Annotated in this window: 19 protein-coding genes; 9 read left to right on the plus strand and 10 right to left on the minus strand. The window is 69.8% G+C overall.

All coding sequences use genetic code 11. From position 1 onward, the window contains the following. Positions 1-867 (plus strand): DEAD/DEAH box helicase (locus QZX79_RS03420; protein WP_294564670.1); only part of this gene is annotated, 867 nt, incomplete at its 5' end. A gap of 6 nt (positions 868-873) precedes the next feature. Further along, positions 874-1,746: a site-specific DNA-methyltransferase gene (locus QZX79_RS03425; protein WP_294564672.1), complete on the plus strand. Its 873-nt coding sequence runs from the start codon at positions 874-876 to the stop codon at positions 1,744-1,746. A gap of 15 nt (positions 1,747-1,761) precedes the next feature. On the opposite strand, the gene QZX79_RS03430 is transcribed toward QZX79_RS03425, so the two are convergent. Further along, positions 1,762-2,604, minus strand: coding sequence for a PHP domain-containing protein (locus QZX79_RS03430; protein WP_294564677.1), 843 nt, complete (start codon positions 2,602-2,604; stop codon positions 1,762-1,764). 83 nt (positions 2,605-2,687) lie between these two features. On the opposite strand from QZX79_RS03430, the gene QZX79_RS03435 reads away from it, so the two are divergent. Beyond that, a complete protein-coding gene (locus QZX79_RS03435) occupies positions 2,688-4,319 on the plus strand; it encodes an aminopeptidase P family protein (protein WP_294564680.1) in 1,632 nt (543 codons plus the stop codon). 214 nt (positions 4,320-4,533) lie between these two features. On the opposite strand, the gene QZX79_RS03440 is transcribed toward QZX79_RS03435, so the two are convergent. Both QZX79_RS03440 and QZX79_RS03445 read right to left on the minus strand, forming a co-directional pair. Beyond that, positions 4,534-5,412: a general stress protein gene (locus QZX79_RS03440; RefSeq protein ID WP_294564685.1), complete on the minus strand. Its 879-nt coding sequence runs from the start codon at positions 5,410-5,412 to the stop codon at positions 4,534-4,536. A gap of 124 nt (positions 5,413-5,536) precedes the next feature. Further along, entirely contained in the window at positions 5,537-5,896 is a 360-nt protein-coding gene (locus QZX79_RS03445; RefSeq protein ID WP_294564689.1) for a hypothetical protein, read from the minus strand. Between the two features lie 88 nt (positions 5,897-5,984). Between QZX79_RS03445 and QZX79_RS03450 the strand changes: the two genes are divergently transcribed. Then, complete coding sequence (locus tag QZX79_RS03450; protein ID WP_294564692.1) at positions 5,985-6,662, plus strand: winged helix-turn-helix transcriptional regulator; 678 nt, start codon at positions 5,985-5,987, stop codon at positions 6,660-6,662. Between the two features lie 47 nt (positions 6,663-6,709). Here QZX79_RS03450 and QZX79_RS03455 read toward each other — a convergent pair whose 3' ends face one another. Further along, the gene (locus tag QZX79_RS03455) at positions 6,710-7,390 is read right to left on the minus strand and encodes an SDR family NAD(P)-dependent oxidoreductase (RefSeq protein ID WP_294564695.1); all 681 of its coding nucleotides are present in this window, start codon (positions 7,388-7,390) and stop codon (positions 6,710-6,712) included. 93 nt (positions 7,391-7,483) lie between these two features. On the opposite strand from QZX79_RS03455, the gene QZX79_RS03460 reads away from it, so the two are divergent. From QZX79_RS03460 to QZX79_RS03475, 4 genes are all read left to right on the plus strand, one after another. Next, positions 7,484-8,335 carry a helix-turn-helix transcriptional regulator gene (locus QZX79_RS03460; protein WP_366484666.1) on the plus strand — a complete coding sequence of 284 codons (852 nt, stop codon included), beginning with the start codon at positions 7,484-7,486 and terminating at the stop codon, positions 8,333-8,335. A gap of 78 nt (positions 8,336-8,413) precedes the next feature. Next, positions 8,414-9,697, plus strand: coding sequence for a magnesium transporter MgtE N-terminal domain-containing protein (locus QZX79_RS03465; RefSeq protein ID WP_294564699.1), 1,284 nt, complete (start codon positions 8,414-8,416; stop codon positions 9,695-9,697). Beyond that, complete coding sequence (locus tag QZX79_RS03470) at positions 9,690-10,289, plus strand: DUF1003 domain-containing protein (RefSeq protein ID WP_294564702.1); 600 nt, start codon at positions 9,690-9,692, stop codon at positions 10,287-10,289. The genes QZX79_RS03465 and QZX79_RS03470 overlap by 8 nt, the downstream gene beginning before the upstream one ends. Continuing rightward, complete coding sequence (locus QZX79_RS03475) at positions 10,286-11,407, plus strand: Mrp/NBP35 family ATP-binding protein (RefSeq protein ID WP_294564704.1); 1,122 nt, start codon at positions 10,286-10,288, stop codon at positions 11,405-11,407. The genes QZX79_RS03470 and QZX79_RS03475 overlap by 4 nt, the downstream gene beginning before the upstream one ends. Positions 11,408-11,557: 150 nt before the next feature. Here QZX79_RS03475 and QZX79_RS03480 read toward each other — a convergent pair whose 3' ends face one another. Both QZX79_RS03480 and sigE read right to left on the minus strand, forming a co-directional pair. Continuing rightward, the gene (locus QZX79_RS03480; RefSeq protein WP_294564706.1) at positions 11,558-11,941 is read right to left on the minus strand and encodes a sec-independent translocase; all 384 of its coding nucleotides are present in this window, start codon (positions 11,939-11,941) and stop codon (positions 11,558-11,560) included. A 55-nt stretch (positions 11,942-11,996) separates the two neighbouring features. Continuing rightward, a complete protein-coding gene (gene sigE / locus QZX79_RS03485; protein ID WP_294564708.1) occupies positions 11,997-12,632 on the minus strand; it encodes an RNA polymerase sigma factor SigE in 636 nt (211 codons plus the stop codon). 252 nt (positions 12,633-12,884) lie between these two features. Here sigE and QZX79_RS03490 point away from each other — a divergent pair, with 252 nt between their 5' ends. Continuing rightward, positions 12,885-13,523, plus strand: a complete 639-nt coding sequence (locus tag QZX79_RS03490) for an O-methyltransferase (RefSeq protein ID WP_294564710.1) — start codon at positions 12,885-12,887, stop codon at positions 13,521-13,523. A gap of 55 nt (positions 13,524-13,578) precedes the next feature. Here the strand turns inward: QZX79_RS03490 and QZX79_RS03495 are convergent, their stop codons facing one another. The 4 genes from QZX79_RS03495 to QZX79_RS03510 all read right to left on the minus strand — a co-directional run bounded on the left by QZX79_RS03495 (position 13,579) and on the right by QZX79_RS03510 (position 16,108). Next, on the minus strand, positions 13,579-13,746 hold the full coding sequence (locus QZX79_RS03495; protein ID WP_081737717.1) for a DUF3117 domain-containing protein: 168 nt from the start codon (positions 13,744-13,746) through the stop codon (positions 13,579-13,581). A gap of 177 nt (positions 13,747-13,923) precedes the next feature. Beyond that, positions 13,924-15,144: a hypothetical protein gene (locus tag QZX79_RS03500; RefSeq protein ID WP_294564719.1), complete on the minus strand. Its 1,221-nt coding sequence runs from the start codon at positions 15,142-15,144 to the stop codon at positions 13,924-13,926. After that, complete coding sequence (locus QZX79_RS03505) at positions 15,141-15,758, minus strand: DNA-3-methyladenine glycosylase I (protein ID WP_294564720.1); 618 nt, start codon at positions 15,756-15,758, stop codon at positions 15,141-15,143. The genes QZX79_RS03500 and QZX79_RS03505 overlap by 4 nt, the downstream gene beginning before the upstream one ends. Then, entirely contained in the window at positions 15,755-16,108 is a 354-nt protein-coding gene (locus tag QZX79_RS03510; RefSeq protein ID WP_294564723.1) for a DivIVA domain-containing protein, read from the minus strand. Before QZX79_RS03510 ends, QZX79_RS03505 begins: the two co-directional genes overlap by 4 nt. Between the last annotated feature and the right edge of the window lie 110 nt (positions 16,109-16,218).

Consider the following 16,218-nt stretch of genomic DNA (forward strand, 5'->3'; position numbering starts at 1 on the left):
GAGCTGCTGTCCCGGGTCCTCCAGTCGCGCGACCGCGGCCTGGTCATGGTCTTCTGCCGCACCAAGCGCACCGCCCAGAAGGTCGCCGACGAGCTGGTCGACCGCGGCTTCGCCGCCGCCGCCGTGCACGGCGACCTCGGCCAGGGCGCGCGCGAGCAGGCGCTGCGCGCCTTCCGCAGCGGCAAGATCGACGTCCTGGTCGCCACCGAGGTCGCGGCCCGCGGCATCGACGTCCAGGACGTCACGCACGTGATCAACTACCAGTGCCCCGAGGACGAGAAGGCCTACCTGCACCGTGTGGGCCGCACCGGCCGCGCCGGCAAGAAGGGCACGGCCGTCACGTTCGTCGACTGGGACGACGTCCCCCGCTGGGGCCTGATCAACAAGGCCCTCGGACTGGACTCCCCCGAGCCGATCGAAACGTACTCCTCCTCGCCCCACCTGTTCACCGACCTCGACATTCCGGAGGGGACCAAGGGGCGGCTGCCGCGCAGCGCCCGCAAGCTGGCCGGGATCGACGCCGAGGTGCTCGAGGACCTCGGCGAGACCGGCAAGAAGGGCCGCACCGGCGGCGCGCCGACCGGCCGCGGAGACGGTCCGCGCCGTGACAGCGCCCGCGGCGACGGCCAGCGCAGCGAGGGCGGGCGGAGCCGTTCGCGCTCCCGCTCCGGGGGCCGGGGTTCCGGATCCGCCGACGAGGGCAGCGAGGCCCCGGCCACCCGCCGGCGCCGTTCACCGGCTGCCGGGGAGGGCGCCGCCGAGGCGGCCGCCCCGTCGGCCACCTCCGCCGAGCGTCCCCGCCGCACCCGCACCCGCAGGCGCAATGGTGAGGTCGTCGCCCAGCCCACCCGCGGCTCGGAGGAGTAGCACCCGATGACGGAACCTGCCTGGGCCCCGGGCGGCAGCAACCTCGTGGTCCACGCAGACAACGCCGCCTATCTCCCGACCCTGCCCGACGGCGCCTTCACCATGATCTACGTCGACCCGCCCTTCAACACGGGGCGGGCCCAGCGGCGTCAGCAGCTGAGCATGGTCCGCAATGCCGACGGCACCGGGGACCGGATCGGATTCAAGGGGATGAGCTACTCCACCGTGAAGGGGATGCTCGCCAGCTACGATGACGCGTTCGAGGACTACTGGGACTTCCTGGCGCCGCGCCTGGCCGAGGCGTGGCGCCTCCTCGCCGAGGACGGCACGCTGTACCTTCACCTTGACTACCGCGAGGTGCACTACGCCAAGGTGATGCTCGATTCGCTGTTCGGCCGCGAATGCTTCCTCAACGAAATCATCTGGGCCTACGACTACGGGGCCCGCGCCAAGCGGAAGTGGCCGGCGAAGCACGACAACATCCTCGTCTACGTCAAGGACCCGTCCCGGTACCACTTCGACAGCGCCGAAGTGGACCGGGAACCCTACATGGCGCCCGGGCTGGTGACCGCGGAGAAGGCCGCGCTCGGCAAGCTGCCCACCGATGTCTGGTGGCACACCATCGTCTCGCCCACCGGGCGGGAGAAGACCGGGTATCCGACGCAGAAGCCCGAGGGCCTGCTGCGCCGGGCGGTCGCCGCGAGCAGCCGCGAGGGCGACTGGGTCCTCGACTTCTTCGCCGGGTCCGGGACCCTGGGCGCCGTCGCCGGGAAGCTGGGACGCCGGTTCGTGTGCGTCGACCAGAACCCGCAGGCCGTCGAGATCATGCGCAGGCGCCTGGCGCCCTACTGCGAGCCAGCCGGGCGCAGCAGCGCGTAACCGGCGGCGCCGGCCCTAACGGACGCGGTGGCCGCCCGCCCGCTCAATGATGCGGTCGAGGGTTTCGGGCGCCGTCACGTTCTCCCCCAGCAGGTTCGGCTTGCCCGCGCCGTGGTAATCGCTCGAGCCGGTGATCAGCAGGTCGTGTTGGGCTGCGGTGCGCCGCAGCGCCGCCCGCGCGTCCTCGGGGTTGTCGCGGTGGTCGATCTCCAGGCCGAGCAGCCCCGCATCGATCATCTCGTTCAGGACCGCGCTGCCGATCACCCGGCCGCGGGCGAAGGCCGACGGGTGGGCGAAGACCGGCACGCCCCCGGCGCTGCGGATCAGTTCGACCGCGAGGGCCGGATGCGGAGCATAGTGCCCCACCCAGTACTTCGAGCGCACGGTGAGGATCCGCTCGAACGCCTCGGAGCGGTCGGCGACGATCTTCAGGGCGACGAGTGCGTCCGCGATATGGGGGCGTCCCACTGTGGCCCCGTCGGCCACATGGTCCTCGACCAGGTCCCAGCTGATCGGGAAATCCTCGGACAGCCGCTCGACCATGCGCCGCGCGCGGCTCAGGCGCGCCGCCCGCGACTTTTCGATCTCGGCGAGCAGGCCGGCGTGGGCGGGGTCGTGCAGGTAGGACAGGACGTGCACGCTGATGCCGGTGTCGCTCTGGCACGACACCTCCATCCCCGGGATGAAGCGGATCCCTTCCGCCGAGGCCGCCTCCGCCGCCTCCGCCCAGCCCGCCGTGGAATCGTGGTCGGTCAGCGCGACGGCGTCGAGCCCGGCACGCTGCGCCGAACGGATCAGCGCCGCGGGGCTTTCCGTGCCGTCGGAGATGTTGGAGTGCGTGTGCAGGTCGATTCTCACCAGCCCAATCTACGCCAGCGGACGCGGATTCCTCCTTCCTTGAAGGGGCGGCCCGCGCATCAACACGCGCAGGCCGCGGCGGTATGTTTGGCCGCCCGCGGGACCGGTGGGACCATGGACCAGTGAGTACAGCAGAGAATCCTCAAGCGTTCCAGCCCGAGCCCGGGGCCACCCCGGTCACCCCCGAAGACCAGCCGCTGTCGAGCCGCAACGAGAACCGGTCCCAGCGTCCGGACTCCGAGGCGTTCAAGGCCTTCATGGCCGGCAGCTGGGCACCCACCGATACCGCCCTGCCGGAGAAGGCTCCCGTGGCGGACTTCGCCGCGCAGCGCCGGCGCGCAATTTCGGAGCAGTTCCCCGGCGAGCGCCTTGTCATTCCGGCCGGCCCGCTGAAGGTCCGCTCCAATGACACGGACTACCGCTTCCGCCCTCACTCCGGCTTCGCCCATCTGACCGGCCTCGGCCTGGACCACGAGCCCGACGCGGTGCTCGTGATGGAACCGGTCGGCGAAGGGACCGGCGACGACGGCGGCCACCACACCGCTACCCTGTACTTCCGCGAGCTGGCCGGCCGGGACAGCTCGGAGTTCTATGCCAACGCGCGCTACGGCGAGTTCTGGATCGGCCCGCGGATGTCCCGCGCGCAGGTGTCAGGACTGCTGGCGCTTGAGACGGCCGACCTCGACGGCCTCGAGACGGCGGTGACCAAGGACGCCGGCGTGCCGCAGATCGGCGGCATCGGCATCCGGCTCCTCCGCGAGGTCGACTTCAATGCCGACGCACTCGTTGACACCTCCCGCATCAACACCGGAGTGGACCTGGAGAAGGCCGACGCCCTCGACGCGAAGCTCGCCGAGGCCCTCTCCGAACTGCGCCTGATCAAGGACTCCTGGGAGATCGAGCAGCTCCAGGCCGCCGTGGACGCCACCGTCAACGGCTTCCACGAAGTGGTACGGCAGCTCCCCCGGGCCATCTCCCACCCCCGCGGCGAGCGCGTGGTGGAGGGGGCGTTCTTCACCCGGGCCCGGGAGGAAGGCAACGACCTCGGCTACGACACCATCGCCGCCTCGGGCAACAACGCGACGGTGCTTCACTGGATCCGGAACAACGGCCGCGTCTCGGCCGGGGACCTGCTCCTGCTCGACGCCGGCGTTGAGGCCGAGAGCCTCTACACCGCCGACGTGACCCGGACCCTGCCGGTCAACGGCACCTACTCCGAGGTACAGCGCCGGATCTACTCGGCGGTCCTCGAGGCTGCGGACGCTGCCTTCGCCGCGGCCCGGCCCGGCCGGAAGTTCCGCGACATCCACACCGCAGCCATCACGGTCCTCGCCGAGCGCCTCAACGACTGGGGCCTGCTCCCGGTCCCGCTGGAGGAAGTTCTCGCCCCGGAGGGCCAGCAGCACCGGCGGTGGATGCCCCACGGCACCAGCCACCACCTCGGGATGGACGTTCACGACTGCGCCCAGGCGCGCCGGGAACTCTACCTCGACGGTGTCCTCACCGAGGGAATGGTGTTCACCATCGAGCCCGGGCTGTACTTCAAGAACGAGGACCTGTCGGTGCCCCAGGAGTACCGCGGCATCGGCGTCCGGATCGAGGACGACATCCTCATGACCAAGGACGGTCCGGTCAACCTCAGCGGCGCCCTGCCCCGCGATCCCGACGACGTGGAGGCCTGGATGGCCGGCATCTACAGCCCGACCGGCGAGTAGCGCGCCGGCGGCGGCAGACCGCCCGGGAACGCGAAAGAGCCCGGCACCCATGGGGTGCCGGGCTCTTTCGCGTGCGGGGCTCTTTCGCGTGCGGGGCTCTTTCGCGTGCGGGGCTCTTTCGCGTGGCAGGGGCTGTTCGTGCCGGCTATTCACCGGCGGCGGTCCACCGGCGGCATTTCAGCGGCAGTACCGGGCGGAGGCTCTCCCCCGGCTGCTACCGGCCGTCGCGGGGAGGCTCGACCCTGGTCGAGCCATGCTGGCCCGCATCCCCGGCCGGTCCGTCCGCTGCGGGTCCCTCCGGTCCCGCGGCCGGAGGCTGCCCGCCGGCCGGACCCTCGGCGCGGGGAACGTCCTCCTGGACGGGGGTGTCGACCCGGATTCCATACTGGGGCCTGCCGTCGGGCAGGTCGGGATACTTGCCGCGCCGGGGTCCCGCCGGGTCTCCGGGGGCACCGCCCGGACCGGCCGGCGCGCCGGCGTCGGGCACCGCGGGGCCGGGGGTTTCCTCGGGACCGGGGACGCCGCCCTGCGGAGCGGGAGGCTGATAGCCTCCCGCGGGCCGGTCCCAGCCGCCCGCCGGACCGCCGGGATGCAGCGCCTGGCCGTTCATGGGAAGCTGCTGGAGCCGTCGGCGCGCCTCCCCCGCGACCGAGGGGTCGACGATCACGTCGTAGCTTGTGGCGATGACCTGGTTCGTGGAGGTGAAGTCACGCTTCCCCCGCTGGAACGCGTAGGTGATGACTCCGAAGAGAAGCCAGAACATTGCACCGAGCGCCATGGAGGAGAGGACGCTGGTGAAGGGTTCGCTGCCTCCGAAGAGGGTGAGGATCAGCCCGACGAAGAAGCCGAACCAGGCGCCGGTGGCCGCACTGGCCAGGGCCACCCGCGGGTAGCTGAGGCGTCCGGTGACCCGCTCCACCGTCTTCAGGTCGTTGCCGATGATGGAGACGCGTTCCACCGGGAACTTGTGGTCGGCGAGGTAGTCCACCGCCTTCTGCGCCTCGAGGTAGGCCGTGTAGCGGCCCACCGTTTCACCGCGCGGCAGAGCGCGGCCTTCGTCACGGGAAGGGGTGCGTCCAAGTACATTCGCCATGGGCCCATTGTTCCCCACATCCGGACGCCCGGGAGGGAGTATCGCTGGCAGTGAACTCGCGCCGCGGCCGCCGAACGGCCGCGGGCGGTGGCCGGAGGTCCCGCCGGCGCGACGGCGGCTCAGCCTAGGCGGCGTACGCGAAGGCCCGGTCGGAGGGGCCGGCGTTTTCACCGGCGGCGAGCGGAGTCAGCAGGAGTGAGGTCTGCTCCTCGGTGAGCAGCTCCGGACAGCTGAGCGCAAGGTGGGCCATCGCGAGGGCCGCAACCATCCAGTAGGTCCCCTCGACCCGCCCCATCGTCCGGGTGACCAGTGCCCGCAAGGACTGCATGTCGACACGGTCCGTCCGGGAAGCAAGACGCACCACCGTGCTGTTGAACGAGGTGTGGGTCTGGACCAGCTCGTAGCTTGCGGCCGCGGCCTGAAGACGCTCCGGCGTCCACTCGATCCCGAAGATCCGGTCCAGCGGTGCGGCTGACTTCTCCATGGTTCGCCTCCGTGCGACTCTTATCCTGATCTAGGATCCAAAAATATTACTTCCATACCAACCCGTGCAGTTGCGATATAATTCCTTCATGGCACAGAGAACCTATGACGACTCGTGCGGAGCGGCCCTCGCGATGGATGCAGTCGGCGAGCGGTGGTCGATGCTGGTGGTCCGTGAGCTCCTGCTCGGACCGAAGCGCTTCAGCGACCTGCGCGCCGGCCTGCCGAACGCCAGCCCGAATGTCCTGAGCCAGCGGCTGAAGGAACTTGAGGCCTCGGGCCTGCTTCGGCGTGTGAAGCTCGGGCCCCCGGCAAGCGTCTCGGCCTATGAACTCACCGACAGCGGGCGCCAGCTCGAACCGATCCTCCTTGAGCTCTCCCGGTGGGGATCGAGGAGATCGCACCGGCCGGAGAAGGGCATGAGCACCGACGCCTTCATGCTGATGCTCAAGGCCCTCTACTTCCCACCCGAGGGATCACGGTTCGACGCGCGGATCCGGATCCGGGTCAGCGGGGACCAGTTCACCGTAGTCGTGACCCCGCAGACCATTGACGTCAGCCGGTCCGGCGCGGGAACCGTCGACGTTGAGGTGACCGGGGACGTCCTCGCCCTCTGGGACCTGATTTTCAGCGGCGAGACCGTGCCCGACGCTCTCGCGTCCGAACGGATCACCCTGACCGGAGACGCCGGGCTGGCCGCCGAGTTCTTCACCCTGTTTTCCGTCGCCCCGGCCGCGGTGCTCCCACCCGTGCCGGTGGGCGGCTGACGAAGGGACCTCCCCGTCGACGGGGCACCGCACCGCACGCCGGGCCGTCAGTACTTAATACGTCCGTGGCGGTTGTGAAATTCCCCGGTGGGTCCTTCGGGATTGATGAGAGCGAGGGCCACGGTCGCATCGGTGCCCTCGGTCACCGTCTGGCGTCCGCCGTGTCCGTTGAAGTCGGTGGCGGTGTATCCGGGGTCGCTGGCGTTGATGCGGAACCCGGGCAGGTTTTTGGCGTACTGCACGGTCAGCGTGATGACCGCGGCTTTCGATGCCGCGTAGGGGATCGCCGGTACGGCGTGCTCATCGGTTCCCGCGGTGGTCAGGTATTTGGGCCAGCCCACTCCCGAGGCAACGTTCACGATGACCGGGTGCCCCGAGCGGCGCAGCAACGGCAGCGCGGACTGAGTGGTGCGGACAATGCCCAGCACGTTGGTATTGAGGACATCGAACATGGTGTCCGTGGTGAGGTCGTCGACGCCAAAAGAAGCCCCGAGGATCCCTGCATTATTGACGAGCACGTCCAGCGCCGGCAGTGAGTCCATGGCGGTGTCGATGCTGGCCTGGTCGGTGACATCGAGCTGCACGAGGTGTGCGCCGAGGGCCCGCGCGGCACCGCCGTTGGCGGTGTCGCGCATTCCGGCATACACGGTGTGGCCGGCCTCGATGAGGCGGCGAGCGGTTTCAAGTCCGAGGCTCTTATTGGCCCCTGTAATCAGTGTGGTTGTCATGCATCCATCGTGGGTCTGGCGCGGCGGGGCCCCAAGGTACCGCTCGACGGTAGGACCGGCAGTACCACCCACAATCTCCAAGGTAGGAGCATGATGGGTAACGTGAGCGAGTTTGCGACTGTCCTGAGGTCCTGGCGGGACCGCACCACTCCCGCGGAGGTCGGGCTGCCCCCGGGATTGGGCCGCCGAAGCACGGGGTTGCGGCGGGAGGAACTGGCCATCCTGGCGAACGTGAGTGTGGACTACCTTGTGCGGCTTGAGCAGGGCAGAGCGAAGAACCCATCCCCGCACATTCTGGCGGCCCTGGCGGTCGCACTCCGGCTGACTGAGAGCGAACGGGACCACCTCTACCGGGCAGCCGGCGCCGCAGCCCCTTCTGCCCAGGTGGTGCCGCGCCATATAACCCCCGGTGTGCAGCGCATCGTCGACCGCCTCAATGATGTGCCGGTCGCTGTCTTCACTGCTGCTCACGACATCCTCCTGTGGAATCCCCTCTGGGCGGCGCTGATCGGAGACCCGTCCACCCTCTCTCAAGCCGATCGCAATCTGGTCTGGCGGCACTTCACCTCGGGCCACCCTGGAGTGACTTTTGACAAGCAGCATGAAGAGGATTTCGCAGGCGATCTCACGGCGGACCTGCGCGCAGCGGTAGGCCGGTACCCCCAGGACGCCGCACTCACGCAACTCGTGTTAGGGCTCTCCGCCACGTCACCGGAGTTTCGACGCCGCTGGGCCGAAGCCCGCGTCGCGGAGCACCGGTCCAGCCGCAAGACGATCACGAACACTCCCGTAGGCCCGATCACCGTCGACTGCGACGTCCTGAGCGCTCCAGGCAGTGACCTGAGGATCGTCGTCTACACAACGACGCCCGGCAGCACCGATGACGACAAGCTCAGACTCCTGCGCGTCACCGGCCTCCAGCGCTTCTCAACGGTGGGAAACTGACCCCGGCTGAACAGCCCCGGAACCGATGAAACTGTCACCGAATACACCGGATCCCGCTCCGCGAAGTAGCCTTGCCTTGTGAGTACCAATCCAACCCGCGTCTTTGTGGCCCGCCTCCTCGGCCTCGACGTTTTCGACCCCCTGGGCGACCGTCTGGGCCGGCTGCGCGATGTTGTGGTGCTCGACCGCGGCGCCCTGAAGGAGCCGCAGGTTGTCGGCATCGTCATCGAGGTTCCAGGCAAGAAGCGCATCTTCGTGCCCATGACCCGTGTCACCTCGATGGACACCTCGCAGATCATCTGCACGGGTCTGGTCAACCTGCGCCGCTTCGAGCAGCGGGGAGCGGAACTGCTGGTGGTCGGCGAGCTGTTCGACCGGAGGGTCACCCTGCAGGACGGCTCCGGGGACGCCGTCATCGAGGACATCGCCATGGAGAAGAACAGGGCCGGGGACTGGCATGTCTCCCAGCTGTTCATCCGGCGCGGCGGGCCCACCTCGCCCCTGCGGAGCCTGCGCAGGAGCGGCGAGCGCCTGATCATCAACTGGCTCGATGCCTACCACGGGGCCACGAACGAACCCCAGGGGGCCTCCCAGTTCGTCGCCCAGCACGAGGACCTCAAGGCCGCCGACTTCGCCGAGGCCCTCCACGAGATGAGCAACAAGCGCCGCCTCGAGGTGGCCGGCGAACTTCAGGATGACCGGCTTGCCGACATCCTCCAGGAACTGCCCGACGACGACCAGGTCCAGATCCTCTCATCGCTCAACCGCGAACGGGCCGCCGACATCCTCGAGGAGATGGATCCCGACGACGCCGCGGACCTGCTCAACGAACTCCCGGAGGCCCAGAAGGAGGAACTGCTCCAGCTGATGGAGCCGGAGGACGCCGAGGACGTGCGCCGCCTGCTCGAGTATGAGGAGGACACCGCCGGCTCGCTCATGACCACGGTGCCGGTCATCCTCCCGCCCGAAGCCACGGTGGCCGAGGCGCTGGCCCACGTCCGGCGCGAGGAACTCACCCCGGCGCTCGCCTCGTCGATCTTCGTGTGCCGCCCGCCCCTGGAAACCCCGACCGGGCGTTACCTCGGCGTGGTGCACATCCAGCAACTCCTGCGCTTCCCTCCGCCGGAGCAGCTGGGCAACATCCTCGATGCGGACCTCGAACCGGTCAGCGATCAGGCAAATGTCAGTGAGGTCTCCCGCATCCTCGCGACCTACAACCTCAACTCGCTGCCGATCATCAACAAGGAGGGCCGCCTGGTGGGCGCGGTAACGGTGGACGACGTGCTCGACCACCTGCTGCCGGACGACTGGCGGGCCCAGGACGACGCACCCGCACTTCGTCGGGGAGGAACAAATGGCTGAGAGAATCCGCTCGACCTCGACCGGTCTTGACACCCCACGCGAGAGCCGCAAACGGGTGTTCCCCCGGCTGCGCCCCAACCCGGACCGTTTCGGCAGCGCCACCGAGAACTTCGCACGTTTCATGGGAACCCCCCAGTTCCTCTTCTACATGACGGTGTTCTGCGTGCTCTGGCTGGTCTGGAACACCTGGGGACCCGAAAACGCCCGGTGGGACAGCGCGGCGCTGGGCTTCACCGCCCTGACGCTGATGCTGTCCCTGCAGGCCTCCTATGCGGCCCCCCTGCTGCTGCTGGCGCAGAACCGGCAGGACGACCGCGACCGCGTGTCGCTGCGCGAGGACCGGCACCGGGCCGAACGGAACCTGTCCGACACCGAATACCTGACCCGTGAGATCGCCGAGCTGCGCATCGCCATCCGCGAGGTCGCCACCCGCGACTACGTGCGCTCGGAGCTCCGCTCGGCACTCGAGGAACTGCTTGAGGCCGCAGACGGCCAGGAGCTGACCCTTTCGAAGAAACCGCGGAGGAAACCGTCCGATAACACCATGAGCCTGCCCCGGGTCGCCCCGCCGGTCGGAAGCGACAGCCAGTGATCTCTGACGCAGCGGTGCTTAAGGCACTCGGTTCCGTGCTCGACCCTGAACTCCGCCGGCCCATCACCGACCTCGGGATGGTCGAGGGCGTCGAGGCCTCCAGCGACGGCACCGTGACCGTCCGCGTGCTGCTGACCATCGCCGGGTGCCCCCTTTCCACCACCATCACCTCGGACGTCGAGGCGGCCTTGGCTGGCCTGTCCGGCGTCGAGCGCGTACGCGTGGACCTCGGCGTGATGAACCAGGACCAGCGCGATGAGCTGAAGGCCAAGCTCCGCGGTCCGGGCGGGGCCCGGGGCATCCCCTTCAATGAGGCAGGATCCCTGACCCGTGTCTACGCCGTCGCCAGCGGCAAGGGCGGGGTCGGCAAGTCGACCGTCGCCGCCAACCTCGCCGCCGCCATGGCCGCGCAGGGGCTGCGGGTGGGCATCATCGACGCGGACGTCTACGGATTTTCGGTGCCCGCGCTGATGGGGATCACCCAGCAGCCGACGAAGGTCGACGAAATGATCCTGCCGCCCGTGGCCCACGGGGTGAAGGTGATCTCGATCGGCATGTTCGTCAGCGGCAACCAGCCGGTGGCCTGGCGCGGACCGATGCTTCACCGCGCCCTCGAGCAGTTCCTGACGGACGTCTACTTCGGCGACCTCGACGCGCTCTTCCTCGACCTGCCTCCGGGCACCGGGGACATCGCCATCTCGGTGGCCCAGCTGCTGCCGCGCTCCGAACTGCTCGTGGTGACCACCCCGCAGAGCGCGGCGGCGGATGTGGCAGAACGGGCCGGGGCGATGGCCGCACAGACGGGCCAGAAAGTGGCCGGGGTGATCGAGAACATGTCCTGGCTCGAACTGCCCGGCGGCGGGCGGCTCGAGCTGCTCGGCGCCGGCGGCGGCGCCACCCTCGCCTCCCGGCTCACCGACACCCTGGGCACCGACATCGGGCTGCTGGGCTCGGTGCCCGTCGAGGTGGCCCTGCGGGAGGGCGGCGACGCCGGCCTGCCCATCGTCCTGTCCGCGGAGGACTCCCCTGCGGCCGCCGAGCTGAGGAAGGTCGCGGACGGGCTCGTGCACCGCCCGCGGGGGCTCTCGGGGACAAAGCTGACGCTTTCCCCGCGCTGACCCCGGGCCTCACCGAACCCCGGCGAGCCGGACGGTCCAACTCGCTCGCTTGGTCCGGTCGCTGGGTCCAGGTCTCGCGGTCCGGTCGCTGGCTCTAGGCCGCTGGCTCTAGGCCGCTGGCTCTAGGTCGCTGGATCTAAGTCGCTGGGTCTAGGTCGCTTCGGCGTCATAGGGGGCCGCCTGCCCGGCGGACAGCCGAGCCGCCTGGGGCGCGCTGCGCATTCCTGCAGGGGGGACGGGTGCGGGCGCCCCGCTGCTGACGGGCTTGAGGACGTCGTCGAAATCCTCGAGGAGCGCTTCGCGGATGATCCGCCGCGGGTCGTACTGGCGGGGGTCGAGCTTGCGCCAGTCGACCTCGTCCAGCTCGGGGCCCACTTCCTCCCGCAGCTGCTCGCGGGCGCCGGTGGCCATCCTCCGGAGCCCCTTGACGAGCCGGGCGAGCTGGGCGGCGTACTCGGGAAGGCGCTCCGGGCCGAGGATCACAACGGCAAGCAGCGCCAGGACGACAAACTCGAGACCGTTGATTCCCAACACGAGAAAAGACTACCTTCCTCGGCCGTACCCGGACCATTTGGTCCGGCGCAGCGGCCTAGCCGACGCCGGCGATGCGCGGGATCGACAGGGCCGGGCGGCGCGGCGCGCGGTGGGCCAGCTTCTCCCGGAGCATGGTGCGCCCACGGTGGATGCGCGAGCGGACGGTTCCAAGCTTCACCCCGAGCACCGCGGCCACCTCGTCGTAGGCCAGCCCCTCGAGGTCGCAGAGCACGACGGCGGCCCGGAAGTCCGGGGGCAGCTCCTCGAGCGCGGACTGGACATCGATGTCGAGGTTGTTGAACTCGTAGCTGCGCTCAGGGCCGGGATGGCCGCTGGGGAGCCGGCTTTCGGCCTCCTCGGTGAGCCCGTCGAACCGGATGCGGGTCTTTCGCCGCGCCTGGTCGAGGAAGAGGTTCGTGGTGATGCGGTGAAGCCAGCCATCCAGGGTGCCCGGCTTGAAGTTGGCCAGCGAGCGGAAGACCCGGACGAAGACCTCCTGCGTGAGGTCCTCGGCGTCGTACTTGTTTCCGGTGAGCCGGTAGGCGAGCCGGTACACCTTGGGTGAGTAGTTGGTGACGACTTCCTCCCAGGACGGGGCAACCCACTCGCTGTCGCCCGTGCCGGATTCGGTACCTGCATCGATTCGAGGGATCGCCGGCCCCGCGGCCTCTGCCGCCCGTACTGTAGACATCAGTTTTCCTCTTCCCGCCGTCGAACTGTTCCCGCTCCGGGCTGCTGCGAGATGAAAATGCAGCCAGAAGGAGTTCGACGCCGTACGTGCGTTGGATGTCCCGGTAAGAAAATACTTTCGCATCAAGCTGGGAGCACGCTGGAAAAAGCGGGTGCGTTGGATGGGCGCCGGTGCGCGCCCTGAGGGGCATTAACAGTAGGGTTGAAGCGGGGTGGGGACCCGAACCACAAATCACCGACAGAACGGACACCGATGGCCGCGGATAAGCAGAGCAGCTGGTCCTATACCGAAGGGCTTCCGGAGGAGGACGACGTCCTCCTGCGTGCCCGGGACCGATCCCACGAACTCGGAGTGACCCCCGTGTCACCGGGTGTGGGAGCAGCGCTGACAGTGCTTGCCGCGGGCTCCAAGGCGCAGACGGCCGTGGAGATCGGCGCGGGCGCCGGGGTCTCGGGCGTGTGCCTGCTGCGCGGCCTTGGCCGCAGCGCCGTACTGACCACCATCGACTCCGACGTCGACCATCTGCGCACCGCCCGTGAGGCCTACGCCGAGGCGGGAATCCCCGCCAACCGCACGCGCACCATCTCCGGGCGCGCCGCCGATGTGCTCCCCCGGCTGACCGACGCGGCCTACGACCTTGTGTTCATCGACGCGGACAAACCGAATCTTCCCCTGTACGTGGACCAGGCCATCCGGCTGCTGAAGCCCGGCGGAATGCTCATCGTCAATGACGCCCTCGATGCAGACCGTGTGGCCGAACCGGCGGTACGCGAGGCCTCGACCAATACGCTGCGCCAGGTCGGCAGGACCGTCCGGGAGCACGAGAAGCTCCTGTCGGCGCTGCTGCCGACCGGCTCGGGCCTGCTGCTCGCCGTCAAACGCCAGGCCTGACCCGGCCGGCCGCCGGGCCCGCCCGGGCTGGCCGGGCGGCCCGACGCGGCGCGGTTCAGCCCGTGACGGTGAGCAGGCAGTCCTTGAGCTTTCCGGCTTCCTCCGCATTGAGCTCGACAACGAGCCGTCCCCCACCGTCGATCGGGACCCGCATGATGAGGCTGCGCCCCTCCTTGGTGACTTCCATCGGTCCGTCGCCGGTTCGCGGTTTCATGGCAGCCATAAGGAGTGTCCCTTTCAACAGTGCGCTGCCGGATGAGGGCCGCGCGTCGGTAAGCGGTGTGCGCGGAACGCACCCCCTAGGAGAGAAGCGCGCCGATACACGTCATCACCAAACATTATCCAGCACAATCGCGCGCAGGGACTAATTCAGTGCGGTGCGGATCACAGTGTCGCGCCCTCAGGGGGGAAAGTCGCTGGTGCCCCCGGCGGGGTTCCACATCCACAGCAGGGTGATCCAGACGGCCTGCAGCAGCACCGACACCCCGAGGACGGCGCACCGGGCCGGCGTGGACCGCACCGCGAAGACGGCGGCCAGCGCGAGGGGGAACAGCGGCAGCAGGATGCGGTAGGTGCTGGTCTGCGGGTTCCAAAAAGCCGCCAGGTACAGCAGGTAGGAGGCGCACCACCAGACGGGCACCCGCCCGAGGCGCCGCACCGGCTCCAGCCGCACCAGCAGGACGCACCCCGCCGCGGCGGCCAGCACCGCCACCGGCCCGCCGACCGGCCCGAGCAGGTTCGTCCCCGCCTGCAGCCAGGGCAGGAAGGGTGCCAGGTGCGATCCCCGCCAGGCGGTCTCGGTCTCCAGGTAGGCGTCGAACCGCCCGGTCACCACCCATGCGGTGGCGGGCCAGAGAAGCGCCGCGGCCCCCGCGGCCAGGGTCAGCACCGCGAGCCGGGCCACGGCCGGACCGGAGGGCTCTTCCGGGGACGGGCCGGCCGGCCTCCGCCAGTATCGGAGCACCGCGCGGACCAGCAGGGCGAAGACGAGCAGCGCGAAGGGAACACCCGCAGGCCGGGCCAGGCCCATCAGCAGGACCACCGGAACCGCACCGAGGTAGCGTCCGGTCGCCACCAGATACAGCGCCAGCCCCAGCAGGAGCAGGTGGAGGGACTCTGCGTACGGAACCTGGAGGATCGGCGCCACCGGCAGGAACGCCACGAACGCCACCGCCCACACCGCTTCCCGGTGGGCGGCGGCCAGGCGGAAGAGCCGGTAGAGCACCAGGGCGGCGGCGAAGCCGCAGGCGGTGGCCACGGCCGGAGCCAGGACATGCCAGCCGCCTCCGGTCAGGACAGAGAGCAAGCGGACCAGTGCCGGGAAGAGCGGATAGAACGCCCACTGGTTCTGGAGCACGGACCCGTCCTCGGCCCGCGGCAGAACCTCGGGATATCCCTCGTCGTAGATCCGCCGGTACCAGCCGCTGTCCCAGAATTCGACAAAGGAAAGGTAGTCCGGGGAAGCCGGCCCCCAGGGGCTGGCCGACTGGCGGGAGGCCCCGGCGCTGAGCAGGACCGCGGAGACGGCACGGGCCGCGGCGAAGACCAGCAGGACCTGCACCGGCCAGGGCCACCGGAGCAGCGCTCCGCGCGTGCCTCCCTGCAGTCCCTGGCGCGTCACGGCACCGGCGCCGCCGCGCCGTCCGGCCCACCGGCGGCGGTTCCCGCGCGCACCCAGCAGGAGGCGAGATGGTCGTTCACATAGCCGGTGGCCTGCATCATTGCATAGGCCGTGGTGGGCCCGACGAACCGGAAGCCGTGGCCGCGGAGGGCCTTCGCGAGCGCCGTCGACTCGGCGGTGATCGCGGGAACGTCCTGCAGCTCCACCGGTGCCGGGCGCGGAGCGGGCCGGTGCGCCTCGAGCAGACCGGCGAGGCTCACCCCCGGTGGCAGGGCCGCCACTGCCCGGGCGTTGGCGATGGTCGCCAGGATCTTGGCCCGGTTGCGCACGATCCCGGCGTCGGCGAGCAGCCGGGCGATGTCCTCATCGTCGAAGGCCGCGACCCGGGACGGCTCGAAGCCGGCGAACGCCTCACGGAAGGCGGGGCGCTTGCGCAGGATGGTGATCCAGCTCAGCCCGGACTGGAAGGCCTCGAGGCTGAGGCGTTCGAACAGGGCGGCCTCGCCGCGGACCGGCCGGCCCCACTCCTCGTCATGGTAGCGCTCGTACTCGGCACTGGAGACCGACCACCCGCAGCGCAGTTTCCCGTCGGACCCGGCGGCGGCCGGTGTCACGGCTGTGCCCCGCCGTGGCCGGCGGAACCCTGGCCGCTCCGGCGCAGGGCCTCGATCTGGGCATCCCGCTCCGCGAGCGCCCCGGCGAGGGAGTTCAGGACCTCATGCACCTGGTCGGTGCGGTAGCCCCGCAGGGCCCGCCCAAACCGGATCGCGGAGACGTCCTCGGCTGCCGGGGTGTCCGGCAGCAGGATCGGCGGCAGCACCGGGAGCTGCCCGGCAAGGCCCGGGAGCACCCAGCCGGTGGGGGCGGACCGGCGCAGCGCCGTGCGCCCCCGCGGGAGCCGCCAGGCCACGGCGGCGGTGCCGGCCAGCAGGGCCACCGCGACGAGAACGAGGAAGATACTCACAGTCCCATCGTGCCAGAAAGCCCTCCGGCACCGGCAGCGGTTATGGGCCGGCCTTACGGCGCGGTGTGGGTCTTGGTGTCGGCAATGACAAAATTGACGGCTTCCTCGGC

Source organism: uncultured Arthrobacter sp. (assembly GCF_902805515.1).
Lineage (GTDB): Bacteria > Actinomycetota > Actinomycetes > Actinomycetales > Micrococcaceae > Arthrobacter_D.